At 63.3% G+C, this 13,385-nt stretch carries 9 protein-coding genes; 3 read left to right on the forward strand and 6 right to left on the reverse strand.

The annotated features are described in order from the left end of the window. Positions 1-91: 91 nt before the first annotated feature. Together AC56QP_RS08705 and AC56QP_RS08710 are read right to left on the reverse strand one after the other, a co-directional pair. Positions 92-397 carry a hypothetical protein gene (locus tag AC56QP_RS08705; protein ID WP_497100608.1) on the reverse strand — a complete coding sequence of 102 codons (306 nt, stop codon included), beginning with the start codon at positions 395-397 and terminating at the stop codon, positions 92-94. Beyond that, a complete protein-coding gene (locus AC56QP_RS08710; protein WP_489860076.1) occupies positions 394-2,943 on the reverse strand; it encodes a caspase family protein in 2,550 nt (849 codons plus the stop codon). Before AC56QP_RS08710 ends, AC56QP_RS08705 begins: the two co-directional genes overlap by 4 nt. A 369-nt stretch (positions 2,944-3,312) precedes the next feature. Here AC56QP_RS08710 and AC56QP_RS08715 point away from each other — a divergent pair, with 369 nt between their 5' ends. Next, entirely contained in the window at positions 3,313-4,380 is a 1,068-nt protein-coding gene (locus tag AC56QP_RS08715; RefSeq protein WP_489860075.1) for a pyridoxal phosphate-dependent aminotransferase, read from the forward strand. A gap of 33 nt (positions 4,381-4,413) precedes the next feature. Next, positions 4,414-5,319 carry an allantoinase PuuE gene (locus tag AC56QP_RS08720; protein ID WP_489860074.1) on the forward strand — a complete coding sequence of 302 codons (906 nt, stop codon included), beginning with the start codon at positions 4,414-4,416 and terminating at the stop codon, positions 5,317-5,319. Positions 5,320-5,475: 156 nt separating this feature from the next. Here the strand turns inward: AC56QP_RS08720 and AC56QP_RS08725 are convergent, their stop codons facing one another. The 4 genes from AC56QP_RS08725 to AC56QP_RS08740 form a co-directional block, all read right to left on the reverse strand. Continuing rightward, the gene (locus AC56QP_RS08725) at positions 5,476-6,378 is read right to left on the reverse strand and encodes an SMP-30/gluconolactonase/LRE family protein (protein WP_489860073.1); all 903 of its coding nucleotides are present in this window, start codon (positions 6,376-6,378) and stop codon (positions 5,476-5,478) included. A 113-nt stretch (positions 6,379-6,491) separates the two neighbouring features. Beyond that, positions 6,492-8,912: a GcvT family protein gene (locus AC56QP_RS08730; RefSeq protein WP_489860072.1), complete on the reverse strand. Its 2,421-nt coding sequence runs from the start codon at positions 8,910-8,912 to the stop codon at positions 6,492-6,494. 153 nt (positions 8,913-9,065) lie between these two features. After that, positions 9,066-10,721, reverse strand: coding sequence for an ABC transporter substrate-binding protein (locus AC56QP_RS08735; protein ID WP_489860071.1), 1,656 nt, complete (start codon positions 10,719-10,721; stop codon positions 9,066-9,068). A 184-nt stretch (positions 10,722-10,905) separates the two neighbouring features. Further along, on the reverse strand, positions 10,906-11,793 hold the full coding sequence (locus tag AC56QP_RS08740) for a LysR substrate-binding domain-containing protein (RefSeq protein WP_497100607.1): 888 nt from the start codon (positions 11,791-11,793) through the stop codon (positions 10,906-10,908). Positions 11,794-11,961: 168 nt separating this feature from the next. On the opposite strand from AC56QP_RS08740, the gene AC56QP_RS08745 reads away from it, so the two are divergent. After that, positions 11,962-13,380 (forward strand): MmgE/PrpD family protein, encoded by a 1,419-nt coding sequence (locus AC56QP_RS08745; protein ID WP_489860069.1) that lies wholly within the window; start codon positions 11,962-11,964, stop codon positions 13,378-13,380. The last annotated feature ends 5 nt before the right edge of the window (positions 13,381-13,385 follow it).

A 13,385-nucleotide genomic window follows, 5' to 3' on the forward strand; every position in this document is an offset into this window, starting at 1 on the left:
TGGCGCGCCAAATGGTGGCGGGTGGCCACGGCAAGCAGCGCCAAGTCAACAGCAGTGCGCCACACGGGCCTTGGCTACTATCAAAAACTCATCACCAGCCGCCAGCACCGCCGCCGGTGCCGCCGCCACCGCTGCCGCCACCCAGGGGCGCAACGACGGGAGGGGGTGCGTCTTCAACCGGTTTGACCACTTTCTTGGCTGTCACCTTCTTCTGCTTGACTACTTTTGGCGTGGTCGTCGTGCGAATGGCCTTCGTCCGGTGTTTCGTCGTTAGTGTGGGCTCTGCTTTTGGCACTATCGAAGTACAGCCCATCATGCCCCCCAGGGCGCCGGCTAAAACTGTTGCGATGATCACATGTCTAATTGCCCTGCCCACCATTGCCTCCTTGTCGATCAAAACAAATCCCGACGCGGGTTGGCTTGTTCCCAGACCGCCCTGGCCGCATTGACCAGTTGCGTGTCGACAGAACCACTCGCCGGAGTCTTGGACTTGAGTTCCGCGCGCAGTTGCTTCAGCGCGGCGGTTTTCGCCTTCGCCCCGAATTTCGCCAGCGTGTTCTTTGCGTCCGGAATTTCGTTGCGGAGATCAAGCGCGGCCGCGAACGCAAGATAGCGCACGGCTATGGCTTGGTCGGCCTTGTCGCCCTTCTGCATCTCGATGGCCGCGCGATCATACGCGCCGGATTGATCACCCCGAGCGGTTGCCAACTCGAACAGGCGCTGCGCTTCATCAAGATTTTGCTGTACGCCGACACCGTCCCGGTACATGCGCCCGAGGCTGCCAGGCGCATAAGGTTGGCCAAGGTCGATGGCCTTCTGGAAAAGCGCCATCGCCGCCTTCGGGTCCTTCTCGACCCCTCGCCCGGTGATATAATTGCGACCGAGAAGGTTCATCGAATACATGTCCTGCCGTTCGACGCCTGCCTTGAGGAAAGCGACGGCACGGGCCGGATCGGCAGGCACGCCGTTGCGGCCTTCCGTGAAGATCGCTGCGAGATCGTTCATGGCATAGGTGTGCCCCATCGCCGCCCCCTTGAGCAGCAGGTCCAGCCCCTTGCCGGTGTCGCGTTGGACGCCGAGACCGTTGAACAAAGCGCGACCCCATGCCGTCATCCCGTAGGGGTCGCCTTTGTCGGACGCCACTGAATAGAATTCGTTGGCCTTCTTGGGATCGACGGTCATCCCTATTCCGGACGAGGCGATATATCCGAGTTCGAAGACGGCGCGCACGTGCCCCTTTTTGGCGGCGTCCTCGATGGCTGTCCTGGCTTCCGCGACCTTGCCGGACGCAAGCAGCGCGCGTCCGAGTTCGTAACGGAAGCGCGGCACGTCCGGATAAGCCTTCACCGCCGTCTGGCAGACATCCACGGCGCTGGCGCCGATTTCATTCGGCAGCAGGCCAGGGACGACGCCTTGCAGGTCGAGAGGTTCGCCGGCAGCCTGGTCGCACGGATCGACGCTTGGCGACAGCTTCATGGTGGCGGGCTTGGATGAGCTGCTGTCGGCCCGGATCTCGAAGCCGACCTCGACCGGCTTGGCGGCACCGATCTGGGGTTCGTAACGCAAATTGTCGACCTCATCCGCCATCAGGCTGGACTCCGGCGACAGGGCACGGTCCGGCAGGGACAGCGTTCCCGTTGCCGGATAGCTCGCGAGTTTCAGGCTGACGGAGGGATCCTTTGTCGGAAAATCCAGCTTCAGCGGAACCGGGCCAACTCCGACCGGGACGCTGATCTCGCGGTTTTCGATCGCCTCGGCGGCGCCGGTGATATGGATGCCGCGCTCCAGGACCTGTTGCTTCTGCTCGGCTTCGAGCGAGGCCACAATCTGTTCGCCCTGAGCGCCTTCGCCGCTCTTGACGCGGAACACCAGGATGCCCTGGGTTTGGCCGCCCCAATTGTCATGCGTGGCGTAGGCGAGCATATCCACCTCGTCCTGCGCGGCGCCGCCCTTGGGCACATCCATCTGCAGACGCGGTAGGTCCTTGCCCGGGATCTGCTCGCCAACCTCGACAGGCTTGCCGTCCAGCATCAGACGTCCGAGCGCCGGCGGCCTTTCGATGCTGACGGTTATGCCTCCGCCATCGACGTCGACCGGTTCCGGCAGATCCAGAGCGACCGGACCAACCCCGGACGGCACGACCTTCTCCAGGACCGGCGGCAGCGAGGGCCGGCTGGCGCGGCGCATCAGGACGACTTCGTCGATGAGCGAGGAGTTTTCCCACGGAACCTGCTTGCCGTCCGTGGCGTCGACCACATCGCGGCGCACCGCGGCCATGACCGTGCGTATCTCCTGGTTCGGAGCCAGGGCGCGGCGGGAGAAGGCGGATGAGAAGGGGCTGAGATCACCCGCCCCGTCATAGGCAACCGCACCCGGCTCGGTGGCGAAGGCAATCAGCGTGTTCAGCGAGCTTTTGACCTGCGCAAGGCCGGTGTTGCCGGCTGCGATCAACTGGTCCCTCAGCCAATAGTCCTTGCGCGGAAACGGATTGTTGCGGCAGGCATCGAGGATGATCACCTGGATCTTCGATTTCGAACGCAACTGCTCGAGCACGTCGTCCAGCTTGACCGCCTGGACCTCTATGTCGGCCGCGTTCTTCAGCGAGGCATCCACGGGGATCAGGAAATTTTCGCCACCGATCTGAAAGCCATGACCTGAATAGTAGACGACAGCCAGATCGGCGCCGTCCGCCGCCGCGAGGTAGTTGCGAAACTGCTCCTCGAACTGCAGTTTTGTGAGATCCTTGGCGACGAATACCTCGAAACCGGCCAGCCGAAACGTCTTGGAAACGTCCTCGGCGTCCTTGTCCGGATTCTTGAGAGCGGGGATTTCCCGGTACTCGGAATTGCCGACCACCAGGGCGACCCTTCGATCGGCCGACGCATCAAACGCCGTAAGGGCCGCTACGACGACGACCGCAATGAATCCGCAAAGTCGGAGCATGACAACTGCCTTAACCGTCGCTACCTGACGACCACAAGCTCTCAGCTTGCGGTATCAAGGTCTGTTAAAGAGCTCACAATCCGCCGAGACACGACCAGAGCGAGGCCGTCGCAACAGCGGGCACATTCATCGTCTGATTGAGCTCTAAATTACCTCAGAGCCGGATCATCCGCAATGAGTGTCAAAATGCGCCGGCGCGGCTGTCCGGACCCGACGGTGTGCCGAGCCCCGACAAGGGCCAGAATTTCGGAGCCATTGCGCGGTTCGTTTTTGCTTGTGAACACGCCGGCGGATTGTAGCTTGGCCATGAGCCCGTCCGACCAAGGTAGTTCGCGAGATGACCCACATCCAGATTCCCATGGATGCACAGTGGCCCTGAAAGCCGCCGCCCATGTCAAAGCCATGTCTGCCTTCGCGCTCGCGAATTTCGGCGGCCATGACCGGCCAACCCTTGCTCAGAACGAAAGCGCCTTTCCGCCCAGCCCCAGGGCGATCGCCGCTGGCCAGGACGCGATTGCCCGCAGCCATCTCTATCCCGATCCGGACTGGACGGCGCTGCGCGAGGCGATCGCGCAAGCCCATGGGGTCGAGCGCAATTTGATCTTGTGCGGCGCCGGTTCAATGGAGCTGATCAGTTGCACCATCGCGGCGTTCGCGGGGCCAGGCGAGGAGGTGCTGGGCACCTCCTATGCCTATAATTTCGTCGCCTCCGCGGCGGCCCGCACAGGTGCTGCCTATGTCAGAGCCGCGGAACAGGATTTCGCCGTTTCGGTCGACAGCATCCTCGCCGCTGTCACGCCGGCAACGCGGGTCGTCTTCGTCTGCAATCCCGGCAATCCGACCGGCACCCGCATCCGCAACGCCGAACTGCTGCGCTTGCGCGCCGCGTTGCGCGGGGATGTGCTGCTCGTGATCGACCAGGCCTATGGCGAGTTCGACGACCAGGACCCACGGCCTGTCTTTGCGCTTGTCGCACGCGGCGATACCGTCGTGCTGCGCACGCTCTCCAAAGCCTACGGCCTGGCTGGCGCGCGCGTCGGCTGGGGGCTGTTTCCGCCTTCGGTCGCCGCCGAAGTGCGCAAGATGCAGAACTCCAACCAGGTCACCACCGCAAGCCTGGCAATGGCGGTCGCGGCGGTGGAGGACGAGGCCTACATGCGCGAAATTGTGGCCCGCACGGCCAGGGTTCGCGACCGGTTCGCGCATGACCTGAGGGCTGCCGGATATGATGTACCGGAAAGCCGGACGAATTTCGTGCTGATCCGCTTCCCCGACACAGCCGCCGCGGAGGAGGCCGAGAGGGCCTTGCGTGGCGCCGATATCATTGTGCGCGGCCTGGGCGGTTACGGCCTCACGGACTGTTTGCGCGCGACGGTCGGCCCGCAGGAGATAATGGATCCGGCACTGCGCATACTGATCGAGATGCGCGGCGGATAGTTTTGGCGATCGCATTCGAGGGAGCGTTGAGAGATGCCATACCTGCCCGTCCGTGACTTCATCGGCTATGGCGACAAGCCACCTTCGGCCGCGTGGCCCGGTGGCGCCAAACTGGCGCTCAACATCGTCGTCAACTACGAGGAAGGCGCCGAGTACAGCATCGGCGAAGGCGACGGCGTCTCGGAGGCTATCCTGTCGGACCTTGCCGTGTCGCCAGCGGTGCCGGGCCTGCGCAACCGCAATATGGAATCGCTCTACGAATACGGCTCACGCGTCGGCGTCTGGCGGCTGTTGTCACTGTTCCAGGACAAGGAGATCATTCCGACCTTCTACGTCGTGGGACGTGCGCTGGAGCTCAATCCGGCCGCCGGCAAGGCGATCGCGGCGCTTGGCAGCGATATCGTCTGCCATGGCTGGCGCTGGATCGACTACGCACCGCTAAGCGAGGACGAGGAACGCCAGCACATCGCGATGACCTTTGACACAGTCCAGCGGCTGACCGGCATTCGCCCGCGCGGCTGGTACACGGGCCGGCCCAGCCTCAACACACGGCGACTGGTGGCGGAGCACGGCGGCTTCCTGTTCGATTGCGACGACTACAATGACGACCTGCCCTACTTCGTCGAGGTCGGCCCCAAGCGGCATCTGGTCGTGCCGCACAGCTTCGACAACAATGACAGCCGGTTCTCGCGCGGCTCCGGCCTGGAAACCGGCAGCCAGTTCTTCGAATATGTCAGCGATGGGGTGGACTGGCTGCTGGCCGAAGGCGAGAAGACGCCACGCATGATGACGGTATCGCTGCACTGCCGGCTGGCGGCCAGGCCGGGCCGCATGGTCGGGCTGGCCCGCTTCCTCGACAAGATCAAGGCCAATCCAGACATCTGGATCTGCCGCCGCTCCGACCTTGCCCAACATTGGCTGGACCGGTTCGGCGGCTGAGGAGTCATCCGGCGGCAGTTCACCGTTTCACGGAAACGGCGAACCGCTCTAACTCTTTGTTTTGGCGCAATTCCCAAGGGAAAGCGCTGTGCGCTTTCCCGGGGAAAACCGTTTCGCACTTTTCCTAGAATTGCTCTGGCCGCCGGCGAAACACTCCTACTTGTTCGGCACCTCGTAGACCTTGCCGTGCCAGGGCGCTACGTCGATCTGGTCGAGCGCCATCACGTAGAGCACCTTCTCGTCCGGTCCGAAAGCGAAGTTCGGCATGGATGGCGACGGCACCGAAAGCATGCGCAGGAGCTTGGCATCCTTGTCGACGACGATGATCTTGCCCGGCGCATCGAGCGAGCGCGGGCTCTGGCCGATATACATCTCGCCGGCCCTGTCCATCTTGATGCCGTCAGGCCAGATATGCGGCTGGTTCGGGAACAGATCGTCGAGGCGCAGGAAGACGCGGCGGTTGCTCAGGCTGTGGTCGGGCTGGACGTCGAACTCGATGATCCTGTTGTCCTCGGTCTCGACCAGATAGAGGATCTTGCCGTCGTTCGACATGACCAAGCCGTTGGCATTGTGCAGGTCACCGGCAACCTTCTTCACACTGCCATCCTTGCCGATATAGTAGGCCGAGGCGTCGATCAGCGGACCGCCCTTGCCGGAACCGGTGAAATAGATGCCGCCATCCTTGTCGGGTGCGAAGTCGTTCGGGCCGCTGAATGGCTTGCCATCCGTGTCCTTGTCATAGGCCGGCAGCGTCTTGCCGTCGGCCGAGATGCGGCCGATCGTGTTGCTGTCGTAGCAAGTGACGAGGAACTCGCCGGCCGTGGTCGGCAGCACGGCCGACGGGCCGCAGCCGTCCATCTTCCAGAAGATCTCGTTCTTCTTGCCGTCCCATACGGTCACCGTGCCGCGGCCGTATTCGACGTAGAAGAGCTTGTCCTGGTACCAGATCGGACCTTCGGCGAACCACGCGTCGTCATTGATGACCTTGACGTCTCCCGCATGCGCGGAGGATGTGAGGACCAGGGCAAACATAGTGCCCAGCAGATGCCGTTTGATCATGCGATTCCCCTTTTTCAGGCCGTTGAACTCTTCCCTGCGTCAGATTCGCTGGCGTTAGCCGCCAGCGTCGATGGTTCTGTCGGTTGGCCCGCCGATCGCCAGACGGTCCACACCTACGCCCGCAGCCGCTTGCCTTCGGGGTCGAAGGGCGGCTGCTTCAGCAGCACCGCGTCGTGCGGCCTCCCGAGTATCGCGACCGTGACGGCATCGCCTGCCTTGGCCGAGCCGGCCTTGACATAGCCAAGTGCCAGCGACTGCTCGACGAAATAACCGTAGGCGCCCGAGGACACCTGGCCGATCGGCGTGCCGTCCGGCAGGAAGATCGGCTCGCCGCCGGTCGCGTCGGCATCCCTGGCGTCGATCGACAGCATGATCAGCTCGTCGCGCGCCGGCCTGTCGGCGACGGCGGCATAGGCGTCCCGGTTGAGGAATTCGCCCTTGTCCATTTTGACAAGCCGATCGAACTTGACCTCCTGCGGCCAGTATTCGGGAGAATATTCCCGGCTCCAGCTGCCATATCCCTTTTCAACCCGCAGCGACATCAGCGCGCGCGAGCCAACCGGCCCGGCGCCGACTTCGCTGCCGGCCTCGAGCAGGGCGCTGTAGAGCTCGACCTGGTTGGCGGCCGCGCAATAGAGTTCCCAGCCCAGGTCACCGGTGAACGAGACACGCAGCGCCACCACGTCGACACCGGCCACCGTGATCTGGCGCGAGCGCATGAACGGAAACGCCTCCGTCGACAGATCGGCATTGGTCAAGCGCTGCAGCAGTTCGCGGGATTTCGGGCCGGCGACGTTGAAGCCGGCCAGTTCCTCGGTGCGCGAACGAAACGTCGTGCCCGCAGGCAAAGGGACGGCCTTGAAGAACCTTTGGTGGAAGCGCTCGGCCATGCCGGAACCGAAAACCATGAACTCGTCGTCGGCCAGCTTTGTCACGGTGAAGTCGCCGGCGATCCCGCCGCGCTTGCCGATCAGGGGCGTGAGACAGGAGCGCCCGATTTCCGTCGGCATGCGGTTGGCGAACAGCGCGTTGAGCCAGGCTTCCGCGCCGGGTCCCCTGACCTCGTATTTGGCGAAATTCGAAACGTCGATGATGCCCGCATGCTCGCGCAGCATGCGCGCTTCACGTCCAACCGGACCCCACCAGTTCTGGCGCTTGAAGCCGATCGTCTCCTCGCGCGGCTCGCCCTCGGCGGCGAACCAGAGCGGATGCTCCCAGCCGAAATTGAGGCCGAAGACGGCGCCCATCTGCTTTTGCATGTCATAGGCGGGCCGGGTGCGGACCGGCCGTCCGGCGGCACGCTCCTCGTTGGGGAAATGGATCTTGAAGCGATGGCTGTACTGGTCCTGGACGCGGGCCTTGGTGAAAGCCTTGCCGGCCCAGTGCCCGAAACGCGCTATGTCCCAGGCGAACATGTCGAGCGAAGGCTCGCCCTCGATCATCCACTCGGCCGCCAGCTTGCCCATGCCGCCCGACTGCGAGAAGCCGGGAATGATGCCGTTGCAGCAGAAATAGTTGCTGAGTTCGGGCACCGGCCCGAACAGCACGGCGCTATCGGGCGACCAGATCATCGGCCCGTTGATCACCTTCTTGACCCCCGCGGTGCCGACTGCCGGAACGCGCGCGATCGCGCGCAGCATATTCTCCTCGATGCGGTCGAGATCGTCGGGAAACAGCTCGTGGCCGAAGTCCAGCGGCGTTCCATCCTCGGCCCAGAACTTCATCTTGCGCTCGTAGGCGCCAATGAGCAGGCCAAGCCCTTCCTGACGCAGATAATATTCGCCGTCGCGATCGGCGACCGAGGGCAGCCGGCGGCCCAAAGCAGCGATTTCCGCAATGGTCTCGGTGACGAAATACTGATGCTCGGTGGGGATCAGCGGCAGTTGAAGCCCGGCCATCGCGGCAACCTCGCGACCCCAGAGGCCGGCGGCGTTGATCACCCATTGGGTGTGGATGTCGCCCTTTGGCGTGCGCACGATCCAGCTGCCATCCGGCTGCGCCTCGGTCGCAGTGACCGGCGTGAAGCGATGGATCTCGGCGCCGCGCTGGCGGGCGCCGGCGGCATAGGCGGCGGTGACGCCGGACGGGTCGACGTTGCCGCCTTCCGGCTCGTACATGATGCAGCGTATGCCGTCGAAATCGACCAGCGGGTGCAGCCGCTCCGCCTCGTCGCGCGCGACCTCGTAGAAGTTCATCTTGTAGCGCCGCGCCTTGGCCTCCTGCAGCCTCAGCTGATGCTCGCGCGCTTCGGTCTGGGCGAGGTAGAGCGAGCCCGGCTGGAAGATGCCGCAGCCCTGCCCGGTCTCGATCTCCAGTTCCTTGTAGAGCGCCATGGTGTAGTGCTGCAGACGGCTGATGTTGGTGGAATCGTGCAGGCCGTGGATGTTGGCCGCCGCATGCCAGGTAGAGCCGGACGTCAGCTCGTTGCGCTCGAGAAGAACCACGTCGGACCAGCCGAATTTGGCGAGGTGATAAAGGATCGAGCAACCGATCAGGCCGCCGCCGATGACAACGGCTTGTGCATGAGTACGCATATCGAGATTTCTTCCCTTGGTTCGGCGACTTTTGTTTTTTGCGCTTTCGAAGAGCGCCTTTGAGTTTTGTTCGGCTGGCTGGTCAATCGCAGTCGCCTGGCGAAGCCAGGGGCACAAGATGCGCCCCTGGAGTATTGCAATGGATCTACCGTTCTATGCCTTGTCGAGCCAGACCTTCTCCAGTTGCAGCTCGAATGTCTGGTGCATCTTGAGGTTCTTCACATAGGCGGCGTGGTGGCGGTAAAGCGAACGCCAGAACGACTGAACCAGCACGCCCGAATCCTGCAGCGTCCACTCGACATCCTTCATCAGCTCCTTGCGCTTGGCAGGGTCGGCGACCGCAAGCGCGGCATTGAGCTTCTTGTCGAAATCCGGATTGGCGTAGCCCGACTCATTCCAGGCTTCACCGCTGCGGTAGGCCAGCGCCAGCACCTGGACTCCAAGCGGTCGCATACCCCATTCGGTGGTCGACCATGGATACTTCGTCCAGTCGTTCCAGAATGAAGTTCCGGGAATGATCGTGCGCTTCACCTTGAAGCCGGCCTCGCGCATCTGCGCGGCAACGACATCGGCTGGGTCCTTGACGTAGTCGGAATCGTAGGAAATGAGCTCGAACTCATGATCCATCTGGCCGGCCTCGGTCATCAACGCCTTGGCCTTCGCCAGGTCGCGCGGCACTTTCGGCAGCTCGTAATATTCCGGATGGATCGGGCAGACATGATGGTTTTCCGCGACCTGTCCGAGGCCGCTGTAGCCGAGCTTCAGCACCGTCTCGTTGTCGACCGCGAGCTGGATGGCGTTGCGCACCCTTTTGTCGTCGTATGGCTTGTTGGTCACATTGCTGCGCAGCACGATCGTTCCCGCGGTGACGACGGATTCCTTGACCAGGCCCATGCCGTCATAAAGGTCCACGGTGCCGCCGACCGTCTGATAGTTGCAGTCGATCTCGCCGGCCTCGAAGGCGCTGGCGATGGCCGGGCTCGAAGCGTCCGACCCGTAGTCGGTCCAGTCGACGCCGTCGAGATAGGGCTCGCCGCCGAACCAGGTGAAGTCCTTGCGGCGCCTCACCGAAGCGGACTCGCCAACCTTGTATGAAATGAGCTCGTATGGGCCGGTGCCGGGGGTCTTGGTCATGTCGGCACCGTCCTTGTCGAAGTTGCGGTGGACGATGATGGCAGGATAGTCGGCGAAGCCCGGAATGATGGTGACGTCGGACTGGCCGCATTTCAGCTTCACCGTATGGTCGTCGACCTTGGTGATGGCGCCGGCGATGGCCTTCTTGGTGGCGGGATCGATCAGCGTGGCCATGCGGCCGGCCATCGAGTTGCCCTCGGCCGCCTTGTCGCACCAGCGCTCTATGTTGAAGACGATGTCGTCGGCGTTGAGCTCGTCGCCGTTCGACCATTTCACGCCCTTGCGCACATGCAGCGTGTATTCGGTGGCATCGTCGCTGACTTCCCAGCTCTCGATCAGATGGCCCTCGAAAGTGAAGTCGGTGGTGTAGCGGATCATGTAGTCGTTGCACTGGCGCAGCACGTTGGCCATTTCCGACCAGTCCCACATGCGTGGGTCCTTCATATCCTTGATGATCATCTGCATCTTCAGGATGCCGCCCTTCTTGCCCGGCTCCTGGGCAGCGGCCTGGGCCGGTGAGAGGCCGATCATTGAATAAGCGAACGCCGTGGAGGCGCCCATCGCGCTCGCCATGGCAAGGAACTCGCGGCGATCCATGCCGCCGTTCCTGACTTCGTCTGCATAGCTTTCGATGGCTGCCGGGACGCGGTCACCGTTGCTCTTGAAAATCGTCATTGTGATTCTCCGGTTTGGGCTTTCCGCCCGTTACATTCCCCTTGCATGGGGGATGTTAGAGGCGATGCAAAAATCCCGGAAGGGCTTGAGCCCGAGCAAACCGCCAAAAACCGGCTTATATGACCTAAAAAAACAATGCCATTGGCGTGTCAAATTTTTGAGTTTGCCGGCTGTGGAACCCGCGCTAGGCGCCATCCTCCTGCGCCCGCAGAAGAATCCATTCCCGCACCGTGCGCGCGATGGTTCCCTTCGAAAGCTGGTTCTCGGTGAGGTAGTAGTTCCACGGGCTCGCCGGCCGGACGGGGAACGGTTCGACGAGCAGTCCCCGCCGGAGATAGGCGTGGGCAAGCGAGCGCTGGGTCGCGACGAGCCCTGCCCCCATGGCGGCCAGTTCGAGCGCGATGTTGGAAGCGTTGGTCGTCAGGCCCTTGTCGTAATCTTCCATGTCGACGCCCAGCGCCGACGTGACGACCTGCCAGTATTCCTGGCGGCCATGCACGAAGATCCAATCGACCTTGAGTATATCCTGAGGCAGCTTCAGGGCATCCTCGCCATCCAGCAACGCCGGAGCGCACAGCAGAACCAGCTCGTCGTTCCACAGCGGGATGCCGGCGGGCGGACGGTCGTCGAAACGCCGGGTGGAAATGGTGATATCGGCGATCTGCTCGCTGAGGTCCTCCCAGATCGTGCCGTGAAGCACGATCTCGATTTCGGGATGCTTCTTGCGGAAGGCCGCCATGCAGCCGGCCAGCCAGTTCTCCGCCAGGCTCATCGGGCAGGAGACGACCACCGTGCGGTTGCGCGACGAGGTCACGATCGCCTCCGTGGCCTGGTCGATCTGATCGAGCGCCTGACGCAACGTCGGCAGGAACGCCTCGCCCATTTCGGTGAGCTTGAGACTGCGCGGATAACGGATGAACAATTGCCGCCCAATATAATGTTCGAGCGCACGGACATGCGTGCTGACGGCCGCCTGCGTGTATCCGAGCTCCTTGGCGGCCATGGTGAAGCTGAGATGCCGGGCCGAACTCTCAAAGGACCGGATATAGTTCAAGGGGGGCGGCGGCTTCATCGCTAACTCCTGCAACACGCATGCGCTAGCTATCCCACAGACGAGCCGCCGTTCAATCGTGCCTGATGGCAAGACGTGAATATTTTTGGTCAAAGCCGCCGAACTAATTGCGTGAAAGCACGATGGACCCAAATTAATGATGTCGTGACGCAGAGGGGAGTAATGCCAGTGGCTGTGCCGTCGCATCGGCGTGAAGGGCCTGACGCGAGTATCAGCGTTGCCATTCGCCTGGCCGATTTCGTGTTGCGGCGGCCGGCGGCTGTATTCCCGGCGCCTGTCCTGGAACAGGCGCGCTATCTCCTGCTCGACACACTCGGAATTGCCATTGCGGCCGGTCCGATGGAAGCCGGGAGGATCGCCCGCGACACCGCCGCCCTTCTCTACGGCTCGGCCGATCCGCTGTATTCGGCGCGCATGCTTTTCGACGGTCGCCGCGCCAGCATCGCCGGAGCCGCCTATGCGGCCGCGACGCAGATCGACAATCTCGACGGCCACGACGGATACAGCCCGACCAAGGGCCATATCGGCGTTGCCGTCGTGCCCGCCCTGGCAGCGCTTGCCGAGGTGCTCCCCGACCTCAGCGGACCGGAGGCGCTGGCATCCCTCGTCGTCGGCTACGAAGTGGCCGGCCGGGCCGGCATCGCGCTGCATGCGACAGTGTCGGACTACCACACCTCGGGCGCCTGGAACGCGCTGGGCGTGGCGGCAGTGGCGGCAAGGTTGCGGCGGCTCAGCGACGGGCAGTTCCGAGAGGCGCTTGGCATTGCCGAATATCACGGCCCGCGCAGCCAGATGATGCGCGAGATCGCCACGCCGACGATGCTGCACGACGGCTCGGGCGTCGGCGCGCTGATCGGCCTGTCCGCCGCCGTTCTGGCCGAGCGCGGCTTTACCGGCGCGCCGGCGATCACGGTCGAGGCACCCGACGTCACCCCGCATTGGCAGGATCTCGGCGCCTTCTGGCAGGTGCTGCACCAGTATGTGAAGCCCTACCCGATCTGCCGCTGGGCGCATGCCGCAATTGACGCGACGCGCGGGCTCTGCATGGCACATCATCTGGCGCCGTCGGACATCGGCCACGTCGAGGTCACCAGTTTCCACTACGCCGCAACGCTGTTCGGCGGCATGCCGGACACGACCTCGAAGGCGCAGTACAGCCTGCGCTTCGCCGTCGCGACCTTCATCGTCCATGGCCGCATCGGACTGGAACATATTTCCGGCAGCGGGCTCGAGGATGCCGCCGCTGCGGACATGCTGGGCCGTATCACCGTCTCGGAATCGGAGCGCCACAGCGCCCGCTTTCCGGCAGGCCGCTGGGCCGACGTGACGATCACGACCAGCGATGGGCGGATGCTTGCTTCCGGCGACGTCCACGCGCGCGGCGGACCGGAGGCGCCGCTGACACACGCTGAAATCGAGGCCAAGTACATGGAGTTCGCGGCGCCGGTGCTGGGACGGGGCCGCGCCAGCACGATCCGCAACGCGGTCCTGTCGCTCACCGACCCGGACAGCCGCTTCTGTGATCTTTCGGTGTTGCTCTACGATCCTCCAGTGATCAGTACGATGCTCCAGCGGGCAGCGTGGTAGGTTAG

Source organism: Mesorhizobium sp. RCAM 05104 (assembly GCF_059683645.1).